At 60.7% G+C, this 20,626-nt stretch carries 19 protein-coding genes, 1 tRNA gene and 1 other RNA gene; 6 read left to right on the top strand and 15 right to left on the bottom strand.

Translation table 11 applies throughout. The features are described 5' to 3' along the window. Nucleotides 1–58 precede the first annotated feature (58 nt). Complete coding sequence (locus OXI69_03285) at nt 59–802, top strand: methyltransferase domain-containing protein (protein MDE2665155.1); 744 nt, start codon at nt 59–61, stop codon at nt 800–802. Between the two features lie 6 nt (nt 803–808). After that, nucleotides 809–2,164, top strand: coding sequence for a 1-acyl-sn-glycerol-3-phosphate acyltransferase (locus OXI69_03290; GenBank protein MDE2665156.1), 1,356 nt, complete (start codon nt 809–811; stop codon nt 2,162–2,164). 46 nt (nt 2,165–2,210) lie between these two features. Here OXI69_03290 and OXI69_03295 read toward each other — a convergent pair whose 3' ends face one another. Beyond that, nucleotides 2,211–2,927, bottom strand: a complete 717-nt coding sequence (locus tag OXI69_03295) for a haloacid dehalogenase type II (protein MDE2665157.1) — start codon at nt 2,925–2,927, stop codon at nt 2,211–2,213. 92 nt (nt 2,928–3,019) lie between these two features. Between OXI69_03295 and OXI69_03300 the strand changes: the two genes are divergently transcribed. Next, nucleotides 3,020–3,095: transfer RNA gene (locus OXI69_03300), tRNA-Phe, on the top strand. Nucleotides 3,096–3,221: 126 nt separating this feature from the next. After that, on the top strand, nt 3,222–4,217 hold the full coding sequence (locus OXI69_03305; GenBank protein ID MDE2665158.1) for a DUF3500 domain-containing protein: 996 nt from the start codon (nt 3,222–3,224) through the stop codon (nt 4,215–4,217). 29 nt (nt 4,218–4,246) lie between these two features. Here the strand turns inward: OXI69_03305 and OXI69_03310 are convergent, their stop codons facing one another. From OXI69_03310 to thrS, 13 genes are all read right to left on the bottom strand, one after another. Continuing rightward, nucleotides 4,247–5,047 (bottom strand): TIM barrel protein, encoded by an 801-nt coding sequence (locus OXI69_03310; protein MDE2665159.1) that lies wholly within the window; start codon nt 5,045–5,047, stop codon nt 4,247–4,249. Between the two features lie 21 nt (nt 5,048–5,068). Continuing rightward, entirely contained in the window at nt 5,069–6,037 is a 969-nt protein-coding gene (locus OXI69_03315) for a Gfo/Idh/MocA family oxidoreductase (protein MDE2665160.1), read from the bottom strand. A gap of 3 nt (nt 6,038–6,040) precedes the next feature. Further along, nucleotides 6,041–7,381: a signal recognition particle protein gene (ffh, locus tag OXI69_03320; protein MDE2665161.1), complete on the bottom strand. Its 1,341-nt coding sequence runs from the start codon at nt 7,379–7,381 to the stop codon at nt 6,041–6,043. 211 nt (nt 7,382–7,592) lie between these two features. Continuing rightward, the gene (locus OXI69_03325) at nt 7,593–8,396 is read right to left on the bottom strand and encodes a TIGR00282 family metallophosphoesterase (protein ID MDE2665162.1); all 804 of its coding nucleotides are present in this window, start codon (nt 8,394–8,396) and stop codon (nt 7,593–7,595) included. A 159-nt stretch (nt 8,397–8,555) separates the two neighbouring features. Continuing rightward, nucleotides 8,556–8,731: non-coding RNA, 6S RNA (gene ssrS / locus OXI69_03330), on the bottom strand. A gap of 648 nt (nt 8,732–9,379) precedes the next feature. Then, the gene (locus tag OXI69_03335; protein ID MDE2665163.1) at nt 9,380–9,673 is read right to left on the bottom strand and encodes a cell division protein ZapA; all 294 of its coding nucleotides are present in this window, start codon (nt 9,671–9,673) and stop codon (nt 9,380–9,382) included. A 25-nt stretch (nt 9,674–9,698) separates the two neighbouring features. Further along, the gene (locus tag OXI69_03340) at nt 9,699–9,938 is read right to left on the bottom strand and encodes a hypothetical protein (protein MDE2665164.1); all 240 of its coding nucleotides are present in this window, start codon (nt 9,936–9,938) and stop codon (nt 9,699–9,701) included. 14 nt (nt 9,939–9,952) lie between these two features. Next, entirely contained in the window at nt 9,953–12,007 is a 2,055-nt protein-coding gene (pheT, locus tag OXI69_03345) for a phenylalanine--tRNA ligase subunit beta (GenBank protein MDE2665165.1), read from the bottom strand. 28 nt (nt 12,008–12,035) lie between these two features. Further along, entirely contained in the window at nt 12,036–13,058 is a 1,023-nt protein-coding gene (pheS, locus tag OXI69_03350) for a phenylalanine--tRNA ligase subunit alpha (protein MDE2665166.1), read from the bottom strand. A 183-nt stretch (nt 13,059–13,241) separates the two neighbouring features. Next, nucleotides 13,242–13,601 (bottom strand): 50S ribosomal protein L20, encoded by a 360-nt coding sequence (gene rplT / locus OXI69_03355; protein MDE2665167.1) that lies wholly within the window; start codon nt 13,599–13,601, stop codon nt 13,242–13,244. Between the two features lie 64 nt (nt 13,602–13,665). Next, the gene (gene rpmI, locus OXI69_03360; GenBank protein MDE2665168.1) at nt 13,666–13,866 is read right to left on the bottom strand and encodes a 50S ribosomal protein L35; all 201 of its coding nucleotides are present in this window, start codon (nt 13,864–13,866) and stop codon (nt 13,666–13,668) included. 51 nt (nt 13,867–13,917) lie between these two features. After that, the gene (infC, locus tag OXI69_03365) at nt 13,918–14,421 is read right to left on the bottom strand and encodes a translation initiation factor IF-3 (protein MDE2665169.1); all 504 of its coding nucleotides are present in this window, start codon (nt 14,419–14,421) and stop codon (nt 13,918–13,920) included. Nucleotides 14,422–14,499: 78 nt separating this feature from the next. Then, entirely contained in the window at nt 14,500–16,425 is a 1,926-nt protein-coding gene (gene thrS, locus OXI69_03370; protein MDE2665170.1) for a threonine--tRNA ligase, read from the bottom strand. A gap of 230 nt (nt 16,426–16,655) precedes the next feature. Between thrS and OXI69_03375 the strand changes: the two genes are divergently transcribed. Both OXI69_03375 and OXI69_03380 read left to right on the top strand, forming a co-directional pair. Further along, a complete protein-coding gene (locus OXI69_03375) occupies nt 16,656–18,254 on the top strand; it encodes a long-chain-fatty-acid--CoA ligase (GenBank protein MDE2665171.1) in 1,599 nt (532 codons plus the stop codon). Between the two features lie 4 nt (nt 18,255–18,258). Continuing rightward, the gene (locus OXI69_03380) at nt 18,259–19,191 is read left to right on the top strand and encodes an SDR family oxidoreductase (protein ID MDE2665172.1); all 933 of its coding nucleotides are present in this window, start codon (nt 18,259–18,261) and stop codon (nt 19,189–19,191) included. Nucleotides 19,192–19,208: 17 nt separating this feature from the next. Here the strand turns inward: OXI69_03380 and OXI69_03385 are convergent, their stop codons facing one another. Next, on the bottom strand, nt 19,209–20,528 hold the full coding sequence (locus tag OXI69_03385) for a UDP-glucose/GDP-mannose dehydrogenase family protein (protein ID MDE2665173.1): 1,320 nt from the start codon (nt 20,526–20,528) through the stop codon (nt 19,209–19,211). Nucleotides 20,529–20,626: the final 98 nt, after the last annotated feature.

Raw genomic sequence — 20,626 nt, forward strand, 5'->3', positions numbered from 1 at the left:
CAGATGCCGGGGACCCGATCCACGGTGTCGGGAGACCAGCGGTAAGAACAATCATCCGATGCAAGTCTGGGATGCCGATCGGTACGCCACCCATGCGCGGTTCGTCTCCGACCTGGGGGCGCCGGTGGTTGAGCTGCTCGATCCACGGCCGGGCGAACGAGTGCTCGACGTCGGTTGCGGCGACGGAGCCCTGACGAAGAAGCTGGTCGAGGCCGGCTGCCGCGTAGTGGCGGTCGACAGCAGCCCGGGGCAGGTGCGCGCGGCCCGCCAGCGCGGGATCGACGCCCGGGTCGCGGACGCCACCGCGCTCGCCTTCGACGCAGAGTTCGATGCCGTATTCAGCAACGCCGTCCTGCACTGGATTCGGGATCCGGATGCGGCCCTGGCCGCCATCCGCTACGCGCTGGCACCCGGTGGACGCCTGGTGGCCGAGTTCGGCGGCCACGGCTGCGTTGCCTCGATACGCGCCGCTTTCGGCGAGGTCCTGGCCAGGCGCGGGATCGACGCAGAAGCCTTGAATCCGTGGTATTTCCCGACCGCGGAGGAGTACCGTGACCGGCTCGAGGCAAACGGTTTCAACGTCGACTCCATCCGTCTCTTCCCGCGTCCGACGCTGCTGCCGTCGGACCTGACCGACTGGCTGCAGACGTTCGCCCAGCCATACCTGGCCGGTGTCCCGAAGGGTGACCGGCGGGCCGTACTGAACGAGATGCGGCAGCGTCTCGAGCCGGTCCTGAGCACAGCGGAAGGCGGCTGGTCGGCCGATTACGTCCGCCTCCGCTTCGCCGCCAGACGCGACTGAGAAACCATGACGGCTGCTCCGACCGCGCCCGCCGGAACGACGTCTCCGCGATCATGGGTGTGGGGGTTCGGTCGCCTCGTCGTATTCGCCTACTACAGGGTCGAGCACATCGGCGGGCCGCTGCCGACCGGAGCGCTGCTGCTGGTTGCCAACCACCCCAACACGCTCATCGACCCGGCCGTCATTCAGACCACGGCCGGACGCCGCATCCGGTTCCTCGCCAAGTCCACGCTCTTCGAGCGGCACCCGCTCAGCCCGCTGATCCGCCGCTCGGGAGCGATTCCCGTGTACCGCAAAAAGGACCCCGGCGTGGACACCTCCCGCAACGTGGAGATGTTTTCCGCGGTAGCGGCGTCGCTCGCGGCCGGCGAGGCCATCTGCCTCTTCCCGGAAGGCACCAGTCACGCCCGCGGCCGACTCGAGCCGCTGCGAACCGGCGCCGCCCGCATGGCCCTCAACAGTTGCGCCGAAGGGCATGCGGTGAGCATCGTGCCGGTCGGGCTCAACTTCGACGCCCTGGCCCGCTTCCGTTCCCGGGTGACAGCCGTCTTCGGGCGCACGGTGGACTACGCGGACCTCGCTGCAGTATTTACCGAGGACGAAGCAACCGCCATACGGGCTCTCACAACCCGGATCGAGCACCGCCTCAAGCACTTGATGGTCGAGGCGGAGCCGCGGCACGACCTGCCAATGGTCGAGCGTATCGATCGCCTCTACGCCGCCGCCCGCGGGGCGTCTCGGGACGGGCGGGAGCGGTTGGGCCGCCGCCGCCTGATTGCCGCGGGGATGGCGGAACTGCGCCAGAGGGACCCGGCGCGGCTGGCCGAAATCATGGCGCAGGTGGAGGAATTTCGAACGAGTCTGGCTCGGTTCCGGCTCCGCGAACGCGATCTCGACCAGCGCATCCCAACCGGCGAGGTCATCCGCTTTACACTGCGGGAAGGGCTCCTTGCTCTGCTGCTCGGCCCGATGGCGATCGCAACCGCCATCGTTTTCGCCATTCCGTACTGGCTCACCGACCGGATCGGAAGGGGAGCGCTCAACCTCCAAAAGCGTACGCTACGTCAGATCGTCGGCGGCGGCCTGATCCACGGATTCTGGATTGCTGCGATAGCTACCTCTGCGGGCACTCGAACCGGCACGGGGACCGGCTTGGCGATCGGACTCGCACTAGTGGCTTTGGCCGTCCTGGGCACACTGGCATTCGAGCGGGAATCCGCCGTCTGGCGCACCGTGCGTGCCTTCTTCGCGCTGCGCAACATGCCGCTCCGGACTCGCAGCGCCTTGAGGCGCAGGCGCAGGGCGCTTGCCGACGCGCTCGACGAAGTGCGCGCCTGGATCGAGAGCAGGAACGACGACTGACGACGTCGGTCCGCCACGCCTCCATTGGTCCGTTCCAACGCGTGCATCAGACCCCGAGCTGGTTCGCCATGTCGTTGAAGTCGGTGGCCACCAGGTCGAAGTCCGGATCAGGCGCCAGATCCCGCTCCATGTTCGGCCCGAACTCCGTCGGTCTCGGCACATAGGCCGTTTTGAAGCCGAGGCGCGTCGACGCCCGAAGGTCGACTTTGTGGGCCGCGACCATCATCACCTGCTCTGGAGCGAGGCCCAGTATCCGGGCTGCCGTCAGATAGACCGCGGGGTCGGGCTTGTAGTGGCGTGCCAGTTCCGCCGAAAGCACGGCATCCCACGGAATCCCGGCGTTCTTCGCCATGTTGACGAGGAGAGCCACGTTTCCGTTCGAGAGTGACGCCAGCACATATCGCCTTCGCAGCCGGGTCAGCCCTTCGACCGTGTCCGGCCAGGGCGTCAGCCGGTGCCAGGCCCGGTTCAAGTGGTCGAGCTCATCCTCGGTGAGACTCCCGAGCCCGTACTTGGGCACCAGCCCGTCGAGGATCATCCGGTGCAGGTCGTCGATCCTGGTCCACCCCAGCTCGCCGCGGCGCACCCGCCCCATGGCGGGACCGTAGCCGGCCCGCCATTCATCGGCAAAAGCCGCCCAGTCCGCCTCAATGCCCTTCTCGCACCCGACAGCCTCACCCTCACGGATGATGCTGGTCCGCCAATCGACGACGGTGCCGAAGACATCGAAAGTCATCGCGCGAACGGCCGATATAGCGTCCATAGGGGTTCCCCAAGGTGCTTGAAATGGCGAGGGACTTTCACTATACTTCCCAGGCTTTGGCCCAAGCTGCGCCGGCGCCAAAGCCGCGGGATGCCCAGGTAGCTCAGTCGGTAGAGCGCAGCCCTGAAAAGGCTGGCGTCGGCGGTTCAATTCCGTCCCTGGGCACCATCAACCCACCCCAAGGGCATTCCTCCCCGCCCGCTTACCCCACCAAATCCCTGAAGCCGGGTGTATAATACGTTCAAACCACCATCGTTTGGCATTTCATAACGGCTTCAGGCGCAAGGAGGAGTCATGGGGAATCAAACCAGGCAGGTATCATCCGGGTTCTCGATAGGAGAGCGTCGAACTTTTCTGAAGGCGGCCGTTCTGGGAGGAGTGGGACTGGCAGCCCGGGCAACCCTTCCCGACGCGGCGCTGTCAGCGGCCGCTACCAGAGTCCCTCCCCATTCGGAGACTCTGGTGGCCACGCTCTACAAGAGCCTGTCGGAGGAACAACGAAGAGTCATGACGTTCCCCTTCGATCATCCCCTTCGTTCCAAGGTGGACAACAACTGGGCGATCACGCCTCACAAGATCAACCGGTTCTACACGGCTGACCAGCAGGCCATGATCAGGGAGATCTTTCAAGGGGTTCACAATCCGGACTACGTGGACAAGGTCATGGAACACATGAAGGAGGACGGGGGAAGCCTGGGCAACTACTCCATCGCCATCTTCGGACGACCGGCAACCGGAAAGTTCGAGTTCGTTCTAACCGGACGCCACTGCACCATGCGCTGCGACGGAGATTCGGTGGAAGGAGCCGCCTTCGGTGGACCCATCTTCTATGGTCATGCGGCCCGTGACTTCTACGAGGCTCCGGACCATCCCGGAAACGTCTACTGGTACCAGGCCAAGTCAGCCAACCGCGTATTCCAGGCCCTGGACGGCAGGCAGCGCCAAATGGCACTGCTTGCCGATCCCCGCAAGGAACAGCAGACTCGAACCGTGAGACTGGATGAGGAGTTGGCCGGCCTGCCCGTCTCGGAAATGAGCCGCGACCAGGTGGAGTTGGTAGAGGAGGTGCTGGCCGACCTGCTGTTGCCCTTTCGCCGGCGAGATGCCGAGGAAGCCATGCGCTACATCAAGAAGGAGGGCAAGCTGGATGGACTGAGCCTGTCGTTCTACCGCAGCGGCGATATCGGGAACGACGGCATCTGGGACAATTGGCAGCTACAGAGCAAGAACATGGTCTGGTACTTCCGCGGCAGTCCCCACGTACACGTCTGGGTCAACATCAGGGCTTGACCCGGAAACGCAGCAATCGCGAAACGCCCCTACCCCTTGAGCTCGTTCCAGAGCGCTTCGTAGTAGCGCATCAGTCGAACCGCGTCGGAGCTGGCTGGAATCTCGGCCAGCGTATACCGGCGGTAACCCGACTGCGTGAGCAGGTCGAACAGTTCTCGCCAGGGGTAGTCCTTCCTCCAAAGCTCCCTGATGTGAACATTCCTCAACCAGGGCTTCAACAGTTCGAAGCTCCCGGCCACCGAACCCTCCCTGACGTCTTCGGGGTTCGAGTTCCAGCAGACCCCCACCATGGGATGATCGGCCAACTCCATGATCCTCCGCACCCGAGCCGGACTGTTTGACTTGGGCCCGTGGACTTCCAGCCAGATTTCCACGCCGTAGCCCTGAGCGTGTTTGCCGCACTCCCGCAAGGCCTCCGCAATCTGGCTCAGGGTTTGACTCTCCGGAACCTCGTCGGGAATCCCATTGGGGCGCACCTTCACTCCGAGGGCTCCCACATCGTGAGCCAGTTCCACAAACTGCTTGGTCTCTTCTACATTTCTGCCGACTACGCTCCTGTCGGTGGAGTGGAATTCGCAAGCAGTCCCCAGGCTCAGCAGGCGAATTGGAGAGAAGCCGAAGCGGCTCGCGACGGCAACGCGCTCTTCCCTGCTCAGATGGGGTTCCACTCCATGCTGGTGGGTTGTGCGCAGTTCGACCGAACGGAAGCCTGTCTCCTCGCAGGCCTCGATCAGGGTCGGCAGATCCCAGTCTTTTCCCAGGTTCCAGGTGACCATGCCCAAGGCGTAGTCACCGCCACCCAGAGCAGGATTGTTCCGACTTGATTGCATGACACACCTCCCTCAACCGACTCAGAGAACCACGGCCGTCCGATATTTCCAGGCGCGCCGGGCGGCTTCCACAACCTCGATGGCTCGTAATCCGTCCATTCCCCCGGCCGCAACCCGCGCCCGGCCACGGACCGCTTCCACGAAATTGGCCAGCATCCGCCCTATGGGCGATCCCCTGGATCTGTCGCAACCCGGTTCCAACCCGCCGGAATCCGCACCCGCGAAAAACTCCAGATCCAGGCGCCCCTGAGGACCGCAGATCTCAAGACACGCCGCCCCCGCCATCTTGACTGCTTCCAGCGAGTCTATCAGGCTGCTTTCCAGGATGACCACAGTCCCATGGTTCATCTCCAAGCGCAGCCATCCTGAAGGTTGGCCGGCTCCCTCCTCGGAGCCTATCAGCGTTATCAGGGTGAATTCTCCACCCAACAGCCAGCGCAGTGTATCGACCAGGGCGGTTCCCGGATTTGGCCCGAGGCCGCCATCCCCCCCGGAAGCGTCTCCCGATGAGCCCCCGGAAATCCCTTCCGGCCTGCGGACCGTGACAGTCAAGGGATTCCCCAGGTTTCCCTGCAGGACCCGTTTCCGAACCTGTCTGCAAGCCGAGCTGAATCGAACCGGAAAGCAAACCCCGAACAGCACGTCGTGAGCCTGGGAAATGGCCCACGTTTCACGGGCTTCCACCAATGTTTCGCAGATCGGGTTTTCGCAGAGAATCGGTTTGCCGGCGCGGACGCAGTCCACCACGGTTTCCTTCCGGCGGTCGCCGGAAACACAGACGACCATCCCTTCGGCGGGAAACTGCTCCAGCAGGATTCGATGGTGGGGGAAAGTGGCGACCCCTTGTAGCCCTCCGCCCCGATCCATCTTCAGACAGGACCCAGGTGCCACCACCGCCGCAAGCTGTACCTCGGGCATACGCCTGAGGCACTCCAGGTAGGTTCCGGCGGTTGGCCCGCCAAGGCCGACAAGACCAACTCGAGTGGTCATTGACTAGCCCAACCCCGACAGCTTCAACCGTCTCAGACGCCTGCCGATCTTGCCGCTGCTCATCTGCTTCATCATTTTGCGCGCCTGCACGTAACGCTTGAGCAACTGGTTGACCTTCTGGACCGAAGTGCCGCTGCCGCGAGCGATGCGTTTGCGCCGGCTTCCATTAATAATCTGATGGTGGGTTCGCTCCCTGGGGGTCATGGAATTGATGATGGCTTCAATGTGCAGCAGTTCCTTTTCGTCCACCTTGACCTTGTTCAGTTCCTTGAACGCGCCCACTTGAGGAAGCATGGAAAGAATCTCCTCCATCGACCCCAGCCGTCGCATCTGTCTCATCTGATCCCGGAAGTCTTCCAGGGTAAAGGAATCGCTTCGGACCTTTCTCTCAAGCTCCAAGGCCTTTTCACGATCGATGGTCTCCTCTGCCTTCTCGATCAGGGACAGCACATCCCCCATGCCCAGAATCCGGGAAGCCATCCGATCCGGATGAAAGAGCTCCAGGGCATCGTACTTCTCGCCCACGCCCACAAACTTGACGGGCTGTCCTGTCACCGACCGTATGGACAGTGCCGCCCCGCCCCTGGCGTCGCCGTCCATCTTGGTCAGGATGACGCCGCTTAGCGTCAAGCGCTGGTGAAACTCCCGGGCGCTCTTGACGGCGTCTTGACCGGTCATGGCGTCAGCCACCAACAAGGTTTCGGTGGGGACCACCAGATCCCTGACCTCCTGCAGCTCGCGCATGAGAGCATCATCGATATGGAGTCGGCCCGCGGTATCGATCAGGAGAACATCGCAGCCGCTGGTCCCGGCCTCCACAAGCGCCGAGCGGCAGAGCTGTAGCGGGTCATCGATGCCCTCTCCCCGGTAACAGGGAAGATCGAGGTCCCGGGCAATCACGGAAAGCTGCTCCCTGGCCGCCGGCCTGTACACGTCTATGGAAAGCAAAAGGGGCCGGTGACCGTTGCGGTCCAGCCACCGGGCCAGTTTTCCGGCAGAGGTCGTCTTCCCCGAACCTTGCAGGCCCACCATCAAGTAAACGGACGGCGGCTTGCCGGCAAAGGAAAGGGCGGAGGAATTTCCTCCCAGTAGCTCCACCAACTCGTCCCTGACTATCTTGATAACCTGCTGGGTCGGGGTCAGCGACTGCAAAACCTCCTGACCGGTGGCCCTCCCTCTGATTGCCTCTACGAACTGCTTGACCACCCGAAAGTTTACATCCGCTTCCAGGAGAGCCAGTCGGATCTCTCGCAAGGCGCTGGTGACGTGAGCCTCAGAGAGCTTGCCTTCACCCCGAAGAGTCTTGAACACTCTCTGAAGGCGCTCGGTCAGTTGATCAAACATTCCACAAAACTCCTGGCGAGGCTTCACCAACCCCGTGGTGGCCCTTCGTCGTCCTTCGTGTTCCTTCGTGAATTTCTTTTTGGCCTTCTTGGATAACTCTCAGTTGTTTCAGGTACGAAAAATCCTGTGCATCCTGTGCATCGATGTGAATAAAAAATCTGCCCATGCTCGACTTTGAACCGGCTTCCAGCCACAAGGCGCCGGCGTTTGTTTAAGGGGACTCCGCCCTTACCGAAAGTCTCTCGATTCCCTGAGCCCGGCCGGTCTCCGGATCGATATCGACCGCAACCGCATTGATCCTGACGTTCTGCTTGGCCGGCCCAAAGCGTGCCGGCAACTGGTCGATGAACTTGGATCGAATGATGTCGGTCTCGACACCGATGACCGAGTCGTGGGCACCGGTCATGCCGACATCGGTCATGTAGGCGGTCCCCTTCGGGAGCGTGCGCTCGTCGGCGGTGGCCACATGTGTATGGGTCCCCAACACGGCCGAAACCTTGCCGTCCAGATACCAGCCCATCGCCTGCTTCTCCGCGGTGGCTTCGGCGTGGAAATCCACCAGGACTACCTTGACGTCCGGCGAGAGTCTGTCGATAAGCTGTTCGCCCACACGGAACGGGCAATCGGTGAGGGGCATGAACAGCCGACCCTGCAGATTGATCACTGCAAAGGGGACGTGGCTCCGGGTTTCACCCACAAAGAGGCCATGGCCCGGAGTTGTCGGCGGATAGTTGGCCGGACGCAGCAGCCTAGGCTCCTGGTCCAGGTAATCCAGGATCTCTTTCCGGTCCCACACGTGATTTCCGGAGGTCAACACCTCTACCCCCATTTCGAGAAACTGGTGGGCCAATGGCGGAGTAATCCCGCGTCCTGCGGCCGAGTTTTCGACGTTGGCCACGCACAGGTCGATCCGTCTTTCCTCCAGAATCTGGGGAAGATGGCCTCGAACGGCTTCTCGTCCCGGTCTTCCGAAGACGTCGCCAATAAACAGGATCCGCAGATTCTTGACGGGCATATCCCCCCGGCGGAATGTGATCCAATCAGCGGCTTGGCGGGGATGGCTGGGAAACCCTTATAACGGCCAAGTGCTTCAGGAGGTTGATGGCCTCAAGCCATCATAGACGACAGACTTGGAGATTACAATTGAAGGGCGGGCTGCGGCCGGCGGGCAAAGAAAAACCCCGCTCTGCCGTGAGACACCTTATTTGGACCTGGAGACCAGGTGGGCGCCACTCCTTGAACATTAGGAAGCTTCACATGGTGAAGCTTACACACCGTACAAAGGTCAGGCTCCCTTCAAATAGGTGTTGGTTCAAATAATACATGCCTACACGTACATTGCAGGGTGGAAGGATTCTAGTGAAAGCCGATTCTCCAGGTCAAGCCCCTTACCTGGAACACCCTGTCTCACCCCTCATGGGCCGCCCCGTCGTGTGGGACGGCGGCGGGTTAGGCAAAAAGTGAATAGTGGCTAGTGGAGAGTGGAGAGTTATTTGATCGACACGTTACGCATCTTGTCTGAAGTACCGCTGTTTCGCCCTGTATCAGCCGCGCCGTCGCACGGTCCGGAGTCGAGCCTTGCCCCCCACCGCATCAGCCTTCGCCTGCGGCTCGGCTTCTGCGACTCCCCCTCAAGGGGGGAGTGATAGAGTTCTACTGGAAGCCTTGTGCTGGCCTGAAGAATCACTCCCCCCTTGAGGGGGAGTCGGTGAGACAAGGGCTCCGCCCGCAGTCGAACCGGTGGGGGGGACGGAACCAGCGAGATCGCCGGATAGGAGATCCAGCCCCCAATCGAGCCGGTGGAGGGCCCCAGTCTCCCAGGTTCGTAACAGGCCCCTGTTTCACTCTCGTATGATCCGCGCGGAAGGACAGGGGGCTTGTCTGAAGCACGCCTGTTTCACAGTGTATGATCCGCACACAACGTCGGGCCCCGTCGATCATCTGACTATCATCCGACCTCTCGGCGGAGTATGGCCTATCTTCCCGGCGGTCCATTTCTCATTCGGGAAGGAACGCGTCCAGCATATCGGAGCAGCGGCTGCTCTTGTCGGCGAGAGCGGCGTCTGACCGCTCGGCCTGATCCCGTTGCTGAAACAGCTCATCGGCAATATTCAGCGCCGCCATCACGGCTACCTTGACGGTATCGACGGTTCGACTGGACTCCTGGATTTCTCGCATTTTTCCGTCGACATAAGCCGAAAGCCGCTCCAGGTAGTCTCCGTCGATGGCCCCGGTGACAGCGTAAACCCGATCGCAGATCTCAACCCGCCTGACCTCATTTTCGCTTTGCATCGTCCGCACTCCAAAGGTCGACCATTCAAATTTCCCATCCGTCCAAACTGCCCAGGATCCGCTCGACTTTCTCCCTGATCATCTCCCGGTCCTTTCCAAATTCCGAGACCTCGGACTTCAGCCGATCATTCTCCGAGGCAAACTGCTCCATTTCCGATTTGAGTCTCCGGACTTCTGCTTCCAGGGCTTCCTTTTGAGCCCTGGTGGCCTTGAACAACTCCGCCATTCGATAAACCCGGCTCTCGAGGTCAGCAAATTTTTCCAATCCGTCTCCCAACGTCATCCCCTTAGCTGTGCACCGAACCTGTCTCTCAGGCTGGCCAACACCGCTTGGTCGAATCGATTGGCATCTTCCTCCACCAGCGTTCGATCCAGCCTCTGGTAAACGAGTCGGATCGATATTCCCTTCTTGCCGTGCGGCAATCGACCTCCCCGATACAGGTCAAACGGAAATATCGAATGGAGCTCCCGGATTCGAGTGCCCCGAATAGCCGATTCAATGTCCCCATAGCTAACGTCACCATCCACCACAATGGAGAGGTCCCTCTGAATGGCAGGGAAACGCGGAATTCGCTTGGCTCTGGGTTCGGAACGCCACAGTGGATGGAGTTGGTTCAACTCGATTTCAGCCGCAAACACCGGCTGTCCAATCTTGTGGTCCGAACAAATGCCGGGATCCAGTTTACCGAAACTGCCCAGCTCCGCATCCCCGAGCCGGATTTGTCCGGCAGCAACCGAACTCCAGTGGGAATCCAACTTGTCGCAAGCTTCAAACCGAACATCCTCCTTGCCAGGTGTCGACGGCTCCAACAGAGTCTCGATATCCCCCTTGAGGTCAAAGAGCGAGTAAGCCTTGGCGGCGCCGTGAACCGTTTTTTCCTCCAGGTTGCCTGTCACCAGCAGCCCCACCCTGGATTGCTCTCCAGACTGTTGCGGCTGAACCCAACCGTAGACTTTTCCTATCTCAAAGACCTTGAGGCTTCGAATACCGCGATTGTAATTCCACGACAGCGAAGCCAAGAGCCCCGGCAAGAGCGAGGTTCTCATGACTCCCGTCTCGGAGGAAATTGGATTCAACACCGAAATCGCCGGCTTGGCGCCGAATTTGAGATCCTCCCTCGCATCCACCAGGGGATAGGTCAGTGTTTGAGAATATCCCAGGTGCAACAAGCGCTCGGTCACGGTCTTTTCGACTCGGTGATCCTGGCGGCGCTGGGCGCCGCCCTGCCAGGCCGGCAGCGTGGAGGGCAGGTTTCCGTAACCGTGGTGACGAGCAATCTCCTCGACCAGGTCGATCTCCCGGTCCACATCCAGCCTGGAGGTCGGGAGGTGAACCCTCCAGCCTTCGGGCCCACTGTCGAGAATCCTGAACTGCAGGGAGTTGAGGATCCTCTCAACCTCGTCGCCGTCAATTTCCAGACCCAGGAGTCTGGCCAGGCGCGACCGGCGAAGCAGCACCGGAGGCCTCTGCAAGACGCCGGGATAGTTGTCGATGGGTCCCTGCAGGACTTCTCCGCCGGCCAGTTCCTGAATCAGTTGGGCGGCTCGGTTGGCGGCGGGCAGGGTCGCTTCCAGGTCTGCTCCCCGTTCGAACCGATGAGAGGCCTCCGTATGGATTCCCAGGGCCTTGGAGGTCTTTCGAACCGAAACGGGATCGAACCAGGCGCTTTCCACCAATACATCTCTGGTGCCAGAGCCGATTTCGCTAACCAGTCCTCCCATGACTCCGGCCAGGGCCAGAGGCTTTACCGGGTCGGCAATGAGCAGCATCCCCTCCCTCAAACGGTGCTCAACCCCGTCGAGAGTCACCAGGCGCTCGCCGTTGCGCGCCTCTCGCACCACGATTCGCGCGGCGTCAATCCTGGACAGATCGAAGGCATGGGTCGGATGGCCACACTCCATCAGCACGTAGTTGGTGGCATCGACTATGTTGTTGATGGGACGAATATCCAGGGAATCCAGCCTTTGGCACAGCCAATCCGGAGAGGGCCCGACCCGAACCCCCCGAATCAACCGCGCCGAGTAGCGGCGACACTGTCGGGGCGATTCGATCTCGACCGAGGCCTGACTGGAGGTCGACGGCCGGCATTCGGACAACTCGACCTGCCTTGTCCGAAGGGTCTTGCCATAGAGAGTGGCAATCTCTCTGGCGACGCCCCGGTGACCCAGACAATCCGGTCGATTGGTGGTCAGCTCGAGCTCCAGGAGAGTGTCCGAGGATCCGGATTCGATGACCTCGGCCACCACGCCGCAATTGGTCAAATCCGCCGCCAGCCGATCGGGTCCGGCGTCGAAATCCACCATTTCTCCAAGCCAGCGATAGCTAACGATCATCGTTCAGGTTTTACACACGAGCCAATAACTAGAACTGCCGTAGAAACCGCAAATCATTCTGATAGAAGTGCTGAATGTTTTCGACCCCATACTTGATCATGGCAAAGCGCTCAATGCCGACGCCGAAGGCAAATCCGGTATAGCGTTCAGAGTCGATACCCACGTGGCGGAACACTTCGGGATCCACCATACCTGCTCCCAATACCTCGATCCAACCGGTTTGCTTGCAGACGCGGCACCTGCCGCCCGAACAGAACGTGCAGGAGATATCCACCTCGGCGCTGGGCTCGGTAAAGCCGAAGTAACTGGGACGAAAGCGGACCCGGGTTCCATCACTGAAGAAGGCCTTCAGAAAATACTCCATCGTCCCCTTGAAATCCCGGAAGGTGAGGTGCTCATCCACGGCCAGACCCTCAACCTGCTGAAAGACAGGGGAATGGGTGGCATCGGGAGTGTCCCTTCGATAGACAGTACCCGGACAGATGATGCGGAGCGGTGGATTCAGCCGTTCCATAGTCCGAATCTGCACGGGCGAGGTGTGGGTCCTCAACAACAGGCTTTCCGAAACGTAGAAGGTGTCTCCCTCGTCTCTGGCGGGATGATCCTCGGGAATATTCAAAGCCTCGAAGTTGTAATAGGTGGTCTCTATTTCCGGTCCGTCCGCAACCGAATAGCCGATGGAACAAAAGATTTCCTCGATGTCGCGCCGCACACGGGTCAGTGGGTGCAGGTGGCCGAGCCCGCGCCGCTTGCCCGGGAGTGTCAGGTCGAGGGTGACCCTGGCCGTCTCCTGCCGGATCGACTCCGACTCGATCCTTTGTCTGGCGGTCTCCATGGCGGTCTCGATCCTGGCCTTGAACTGGTTCAGGCTGCGCCCGACCTCTTTTCGATCGGCCACGGCAAGAGACTTGAGTCCCTTCATCAGCAGAGTCAACTGCCCTCCCTTGCGGCCCAGGTATCGATCTCGCAGCAATGAAAGCTGTTGCCCGGATCTGGCTTCCGCCAAATCGGCATCGAAGGACTGTTTCAACGCGGCCAGCTTCTCCAACATCCCGGGCTCCCAAGCCGACTATCGGCGTGAAACCAGAAAAAAAGGGGCCTGAAGCCCCCCTGTCGCTACACCCACCCCTATCGCTTTATTCCAACACCGAAAGCCCCGCCAGGACGTTCGGAACCGCGACCGGCAACCGGATGCCGGTCCAGTTCCGGGCCAATCGCAGCCGCCGAGCCCGTCCTATGCGGCTGCCGCCTGTTTGGCGGTCTCGGCCAACTTGGCAAACATGGCCGGATCGTTCACCGCCAAGTCGGCCAGAACCTTGCGGTCCAGCTCAATGCCCGACTGCTTCAAGCCGTGTATCAGCCTGCTGTAGGAAAGCCCGTTGAGCCTGGCCGCCGCCGAAATGCGCACGATCCACAAGGCCCTGAAATCTCTTTTGCGCACCCGCCTGTCGCGGGCGGCAAATCTCAACGCCCGATCGACCGATTCCCTGGCGGAATGAAAAAGCTTGCTCTTGGTGCCTCGAAATCCCGAAGAGGCCTTGAGGAGCTTACGCCTTCGGTTTCTCCGTCCGGCGCCTCGCGTGACTCTTGCCACGATTGCTTCACCTCCGTCCCATCAATACGCTAGTGCCCGGTGGACGGGCTTGCCCAACCCCCTATCAGGAGGCGTAGGGCAACATTTTTTTGACCTTTGACAGATCGCTGCGGCTCACCAGGTCCGACTGGTCGAGCTTGCGTTTTCGCTTGGTTGTCTTCTTGGTCAAGATGTGGCGGGCGTGGGAATGACCCCGCTTGATTTTGCCACTGGCGGTCAGCTTGAACCGCTTCTTGGCTCCGCGATGAGTTTTTAGCTTGGGCACTTCCCCTCTCCCGCAACGGGCAGGGCTTCCGGCCTGGGCCGGCCCCCTGTCCTACTTTTTGCCTGCAAAAATGACGAACATGTGGTTGCCTTCCATTTTCGGATTTCCCTCAACCGAACCCTGCTCGCCGACGTCCTCGATCAGGCGGAGAATCAACTGGCGTCCAATGCTCTTGTGCGCCATTTCCCGACCCCGAAAATTGACCGACGCCTTTACCTTGTCTCCGTCTTCCAGGAAGCGAAGGATGTTCTTCTTCTTGAACTCGTAGTCGTGATTGTCGGTCTTGGGACGAAACTTGACCTCCTTGACGTGGATCATCTTCTGGTGCTTCTTGGCCTCGTGCGCCTTCTTCTTGAGCTGGTACAGGTACTTGCCGTAATTCATGATACGGCAGACCGGGGGTTTGGCCGTGGCGGAAATCTCAACCAGGTCCAGCTCTTTTGCTTTGGCCACCTTCAGTGCATCCGCCGGAGGCATAACACCGAGTTGCTGGCCGTCCACATCAATCACCCGAATTTCTCTGGCCCGAATGCGATCATTGATGTTGACGCGGATCCGCTGACGACTAAACGTGGGCTTGCGACGAATACATCCACCTCCGTGATTTTGCCATTTTCGACAGATGCGGACCGGCTAGGGCCGCACTGCCTTCTTGTCCCGTAAATCCTGAATCAAATCCAGAAATTTTTCAAAGGAAAAAGAACCGAGATCGCCGTCAAACCGGTTCCTGACCGAAAGTGTACCCTGCTCCAACTCCCTGTCTCCCAAGATAACCATGAAGGGTACTTTCTCAACTTGAGCTCTCCGGATCTTGGCGTTCACCTTCTCGTTCCGCAGGTCGCTCTTGACCCGAAACTTCTCTTGAACCAGCCTGGATTCGAGGGTCGAGGCCGCTTCCGCGTGTCGCTGGCTGATTGGCAGAACAACGACCTGGACTGGGGCCAGCCACAGTGGAAACGCGCCGGCGTAATGTTCAATCAATATCCCGAAGAACCGTTCCATGGACCCCAGCAGGGCGCGGTGAACCATGTAGGGACGGTGCAATTTTCCGTCTTCTCCCACATAGGAGAGATCGAAGCGCTCCGGAAGATTGAAATCGAACTGAATGGTGGTGCACTGCCAGGAACGACCGATGGCATCCTTGATCTTCAGGTCGATCTTGGGCCCATAAAATGCGCCTCCTCCTTCGTCGGTGCTGTACTCCAGTCCTCGCGCCTCCACGGCTCTGCGCAGGGCCTCGGTGGAGACGTCCCAGTCTTCGACCGACCCGACGTACTTCTCGGGCCGCGTCGACAGAAAGACCTCAAGGTCGCTGAAGCCGAAACTGCGCAGCAGCGACAGGGTGAAGTCCAGCACGCCCAGGATTTCCTCTTCGATCTTCTCTGACTGGCAAAAGATGTGGGCGTCGTCCTGAGTGAATCCCCGCACCCGCAGCAAACCCTGCAGCACACCCGAACGTTCGTACCGATACACGGTTCCGGTTTCAGCCCACCGCAACGGAAGGTCGCGATAGCTCCGCAACTGATTCTTGTAGATGAGGATATGGAACGGGCAGTTCATGGGCTTGAGCTGATAGTCCACCTCGTCCACTTCCATCGCCGAATACATGCTCTGTAGATAGAAGTCGACGTGCCCGCTGGTGCGCCACAAGTCCTTCTTGGCGATATGGGGGGTGTACACGAATTGGTAGCCACCGCTGAGATGTTGCTGGCGCCAGAAATCTTCGATCTCGTTGCGAATCAAGGCTCCATTGGGGTGCCAGAAGACCAGGCCCGGGCCTGCTTCCTCCTGCAGGCTGAAGAGGTCCAACTCCTTGCCGATGCGGCGGTGATCGCGCTTCTTGGCCTCCTCCAGTTGATGGAGATAGAGGGCGAGCTGCTTCTTGTCGTAGAACGAGGTTCCATAGATTCGCTGGAGCTGCTGGTTGGTCTCGTCACCCTTCCAATAGGCCCCGGCCACCGACAACAGCTTCAACGCCTTGATCCTGCCCAGGGATGGGATGTGAGGTCCCCTGCAGAAATCGATGAGGCTTCCGACCTTGTAGCAGGAAAAGCGTTCCCCGGCCCTGTCCTGGATCAACTCGCATTTGAGGTCGGCTCCCTGCTTCCGGAACCATTCCAACCCCTCCGCCTTGTCCATCCATTGTCGTTCAAAGGGGTAGTCGGCCCTCACCAGCTCCAACATCCGCTGCTCGATGCTCTCCAGTTCCTCCGCCGTAAAAGGAGCATCCCGCTGAAAATCGTAGTAGAAGCCGTTCTCGATGGGTGGTCCGATACCCAGCTGGGTTCCCGGAAACAGTTCAATGACCGCCAGCGCCAACAGGTGGGCGCTGCTGTGACGATATACCTGCAGGGCCTCCGGGTCCCGCTCGGTCAGGATGGTGACCGAGGCGTCACTGTCCAGCCTGGCGGTCAAGTCCACCAGTTGGCCATCCACCTTGCCCACCAGGGCCGCTCGCGCCAGGCGGGACCCGATGGACCGGGCCACGTCCAAAACGGTTACTCCAGAATCGAAATCCTTCCGGCTGCCGTCCGGCAGTGTCACTGTAATCTGGCTCATCTCTGGCTCACCGACTCCTTCGTCCTCGACGGCAAAGTACCAAATAAACCCAGCTTGGTCAATATCCTAGCCCCACATTCCAGGGGTCTCCCTTCCGCTTGGCCAAGGGCGACTCATCGAGCCCGGCCGACTCCCCGGGGAGTGTCGGCGATGCAAACTCTACCGGAAAACGGGCCGCTCGCGTACTATTGTTCCCTGGCCCGCAACTCCCGAGCGCCGCCCGGCATATCATGAATGTCCCACTCACCCCACTGATGTTCCTTCGCCGTTCGGTGAAGCTCCACCCCGACAAGACCGCGGTGGTCTGCGGAGCCCGGCGCTTCAGCTACCGCCAGTTCAGCGGGAGAATCCACCGATTGTCCCGCTTCCTGGCGTCTCTGGGCGTCAAGCCCGGAACGGTAGTGGCCTATCTCAGCCGCAATTCTCACCGGCTCCTGGAAGCCTACTACGGGGTGGTACAGACCGGCGCCATCTTTCTCCCTCTCAACATGCGCCTCACTGCCGGGGATTTTCGTTACATCCTCAACCATTCCGAGGCGCGGCTGCTGCTGATGGAAGAGGAGTTCCTCCCCCTGATCGCGGAGGTTCGCAAAGAGTTGCTCGACCTCCAAGGCTATGTCCTTCTGGATGGAGAGCCATCCCTTTCCTGGCTTAACCCCCTCGGCTACGAGCAGGCTATCGAGGAGTACAGTCCGGAACCCTTCCCCGAAACCATTCGGGACGAGGATGCGGTTGCCGAGCTGTTCTACACCAGTGGGACCACGGCCCGGCCCAAGGGAGTGATGCTGACCCACCGCAATCTCTACCTGCACGCCCAGAGTGTCGTCTTCGCTCTTCAGAACCGGGAAGCCGACGTGCAACTGCACACCATTCCACTGTTCCATGCCAACGGGTGGGGCGCCACCCACAGCATCACCTGCGTCGGCGGGACCCACGTCATGTTGCGTCATTTCCGTCCCAAGACCGTGTTGGAACTGATCCAGAACGAAGGGGTAACTTCGCTCAACCTGGTCCCGACCATGGCCACCCTGCTGCTCAACTCCCAAGCCATCCCCAACTACCGTCTCGACAGCCTCCGACTGGTCCATCTGGGAGGATCTTCCGTCCCCCCGGACATGGTCCGCCAACTGGAAGCTGCTTTCGGATGCGAGTGCAGTTGCGGCTACGGCTTGACCGAAACCTCGCCCGTCCTGACGGTTTCCCTGCTCAAGTCGCACCTGCGGGAGGATGGCGAAGCCCGCTATCGGCGGGCAGCCATGACCGGGCTGGAACTGCCGGGCAGCGAAGTCAGGGTGGTCGACCCGCGGGGACAGGACGTGGTCGCCGACGGAGAGACGGTAGGGGAAATCGTGGCCAGAAGCAACGTGGTCATGAAAGGGTATTGGAAGCAACCCGAGGAAACAGCCAAGGTATTGAAGCAGGGATGGCTTCACACCGGCGACCTGGCCACGGTGGATGCGGAAGGCTACCTCATGATCGTGGACCGCAAGAAGGACATTATTGTGCGAGGAGGCGAGAACATCTCCTCCATCGAGATCGAGAAGACACTCTTCTCCCATCCGGACGTGCTGGAGTGCGCCGTCATTGCAGCCCCGGATCCCAAATGGGGCGAATCGCCCAAGGCCCTGGTGGTCCCCAGGGAAGGAACCGACCTCTCCGAACAGGCACTGAAGCAGTATTGCCGCCAAAAGCTGGCCGCCTACAAGGTGCCCTCCAGCGTGGAGTTCCTGACCAGCCTGCCCAAGGGGGGAACGGGGAAAATTCAGAAAAAGGCGCTGCGCGAACGCTTTCTGCGGAACAATGGGAAGGGTGTCCCGCAAGGGGGATGATGGCATGAGGATACTGGTTACCGGCGGCGCCGGTCTGATCGGATCGCATCTGTGCGATTCCCTGCTTGCCCAGGGCCACGAAGTCGTCTGCCTGGACAACTACTTTACCGGCTCCAAGAAAAACATTTTTCACCTGCTGGACTCCAAGAACTTTGAAATTCTGCGCCACGATATCATCAATCCCGTCGACATCGAGGTCGAGCAGATCTACAACCTGGCCTGTCCCGCCTCTCCGGTCTTCTACCAGTTCAATCCCGTCAGGACCATCCAGGCCAACGTCCTGGGAGTGACCAACATGCTGGAACTGGCCAAGCGGACCCGGGCCAGAATCCTGCAGGCGTCGACCTCGGAAGTCTACGGGGACCCCCGCGTTCATCCCCAGCCCGAGGACTACTGGGGCAACGTGAACCCCATTGGAGTCCGTGCCTGCTACGACGAAGGCAAGCGGGTGGCGGAAACCCTGATGATGGACTATGGGCGTCAGGACCGGGTCGACATCCGCATCGTCAGAATCTTCAACACCTACGGTCCCCGGATGGCGGTCAATGACGGGAGGGTGGTGAGCAACTTCATCGTCCAGGCGCTGAAGGGGGAAGACCTGCGGATCAACGGCAACGGACTGCAGACCCGCTCCTTCTGCTTCGTCTCGGATCTGGTTCGAGGTCTGGTCGGCATGATGAACCAGGATGACTTCCGCGGGCCTGTCAACCTGGGGAACCCCCGGGAGCTGACCATTCTCGATCTGGCCAGGAAGACCATTCAATTGACGGAATCTTCCGCCAGCATCGTCCACGGGGAGGCAGCCTCGGACGACCCCGTTCGCCGGCAGCCCGACATCGCTCTGGCCAGGCAAAAACTGCGCTGGGAGCCGACCATCGACATCGATGAGGGGCTGGAGCTGACCATTCCCTATTTCCGGCAGCAGTTCACTTCATAGCGGTCAGCCCACACTTGTCAGGGGAGCGGACCGGGGCGTCCCGTGCCGAAGTAGCGAAATCCCAGGGCACGCACCTTCTCGGGATCGAACACGTTGCGGGAATCGAAGAGGACAGGCGCCTGCATCACCGATTTGATCCGGGCCAGGTTGATGTTCCGGAACTCGTTCCACTCGGTAGCGATCCAGAGGGCATCCACTCCGGCCGCCGCGGCATAGGCATCCGGGCAGAAAACCACGTTCTCGTCATCGAGGACACCCCGGCTGTTCGGCATGGCCGCGGGATCGTAGGCCTGAATCCGGGCTCCTGCACCCAGAAGCCTCCGGCAGATGTCAATGGCCGGCGCTCCCCGAATGTCGTCGGTGTTGGGCTTGAAAGCCAGCCCCAGAACGCCGATTCTCTTGCGCTCCAAACTGCCCAGCTCGCCCTTGATCCTGCTGACGACCCTCTCCCTTTGCCGTCGATTGATTTCAATCACGGCTTCCGCCAGCCTCTGAGGCGCGTCCAGTTGCCGGCCGGTCCTGGCCAACGCCACCAGGTCCTTGGGAAAGCAGGAGCCCCCGAAGCCGGGACCCGGGTGCAGGAACTTGGGGCCGATCCGATTGTCCAGCCCCATGGCCCGGGCCACCTGATGGACGTCGGCTCCGACTTTCTCGCACAGGTTGGCCATCTCGTTGATAAAGGAGACCTTGGTCGCCAGAAAGGCGTTGCAGGCATACTTGATGAGCTCGGCCGTTTCCAGGCTGGTAATGACGAAGGGAGTCTCATTCAGGGTGAGGGGGCGGTAGATCTCCTTGACAATAGCGACTGCCTTGTCACTATCCGCCCCGATCACCACCCGATTGGGCCGCATGAAGTCTTCCACCGCGGAACCCTCCCTCAGAAACTCGGGATTGGAAACCACGTCGAACTTGACCGGATCCCCCTGCTTTTCCGTCAACAGCCTTTGAATTCGTCTGGCCGTCCCCACCGGCACCGTGCTCTTGGTGACGACGACCCTGTAGTCGTCCATGCACTCGGCCAGGGCGTCCACCACCGAATCGACCTGGCTCAGGTCGGGCCTGCCGTCCGGCAGGTCCGGGGTCCCCACGGCGATGAATACCGTCAGGGAAACACGCACAGCCTCCTCCAGATCGGTCGTAAAGGTCAGCCGCCCGTTCCTCAGATTGCGATTGACCAGCTCTTCCAGGCCGGTCTCGTAAATCGGCACCGTTCCGGAAGATAGCGTTTCGATCTTCCGCGCGTCGCTGTCGACACAGCTCACGTTCAGTCCGAAATCGGCCAGCGCCGCTCCCGTCACCAATCCCACGTAACCTGTACCCACTACCGTGATGTGCATGTCCTCAGAGAATTTCCCGGCCTGCCGGCAGGCTGGAGACGGCCGCGGCGATCATGGTTCGCGGTACGCTCTTACCCCCCGCCCCCGGGAGGCACAGC

It is taken from the genome of Acidobacteriota bacterium (assembly GCA_028875575.1).
Taxonomy (GTDB): Bacteria; Acidobacteriota; Terriglobia; order Versatilivoradales; family Versatilivoraceae; genus Versatilivorator.

Excerpts from the sequence above, each read along its gene's own strand:
- OXI69_03375 (MDE2665171.1), top strand. The coding sequence starts at position 16,656 with ATGAATGTCCCACTCACCCCACTGATGTTCCTTCGCCGTTCGGTGAAG.
- OXI69_03315 (MDE2665160.1), bottom strand. The coding sequence starts at position 6,037 with ATGACCACTCGAGTTGGTCTTGTCGGCCTTGGCGGGCCAACCGCCGGA.
- OXI69_03385 (MDE2665173.1), bottom strand. The coding sequence starts at position 20,528 with ATGCACATCACGGTAGTGGGTACAGGTTACGTGGGATTGGTGACGGGA.
- OXI69_03380 (MDE2665172.1), top strand. The coding sequence starts at position 18,259 with ATGAGGATACTGGTTACCGGCGGCGCCGGTCTGATCGGATCGCATCTG.
- OXI69_03290 (MDE2665156.1), top strand. The coding sequence starts at position 809 with ATGACGGCTGCTCCGACCGCGCCCGCCGGAACGACGTCTCCGCGATCA.
- OXI69_03325 (MDE2665162.1), bottom strand. The coding sequence starts at position 8,396 with ATGCCCGTCAAGAATCTGCGGATCCTGTTTATTGGCGACGTCTTCGGA.
- OXI69_03285 (MDE2665155.1), top strand. The coding sequence starts at position 59 with ATGCAAGTCTGGGATGCCGATCGGTACGCCACCCATGCGCGGTTCGTC.
- OXI69_03310 (MDE2665159.1), bottom strand. The coding sequence starts at position 5,047 with ATGCAATCAAGTCGGAACAATCCTGCTCTGGGTGGCGGTGACTACGCC.
- OXI69_03335 (MDE2665163.1), bottom strand. The coding sequence starts at position 9,673 with ATGCAAAGCGAAAATGAGGTCAGGCGGGTTGAGATCTGCGATCGGGTT.
- OXI69_03295 (MDE2665157.1), bottom strand. The coding sequence starts at position 2,927 with ATGGACGCTATATCGGCCGTTCGCGCGATGACTTTCGATGTCTTCGGC.
- OXI69_03305 (MDE2665158.1), top strand. The coding sequence starts at position 3,222 with ATGGGGAATCAAACCAGGCAGGTATCATCCGGGTTCTCGATAGGAGAG.
- pheT (MDE2665165.1), bottom strand. The coding sequence starts at position 12,007 with ATGATCGTTAGCTATCGCTGGCTTGGAGAAATGGTGGATTTCGACGCC.
- ffh (MDE2665161.1), bottom strand. The coding sequence starts at position 7,381 with ATGTTTGATCAACTGACCGAGCGCCTTCAGAGAGTGTTCAAGACTCTT.
- pheS (MDE2665166.1), bottom strand. The coding sequence starts at position 13,058 with ATGTTGGAGAAGCTGGCCGCGTTGAAACAGTCCTTCGATGCCGATTTG.
- thrS (MDE2665170.1), bottom strand. The coding sequence starts at position 16,425 with ATGAGCCAGATTACAGTGACACTGCCGGACGGCAGCCGGAAGGATTTC.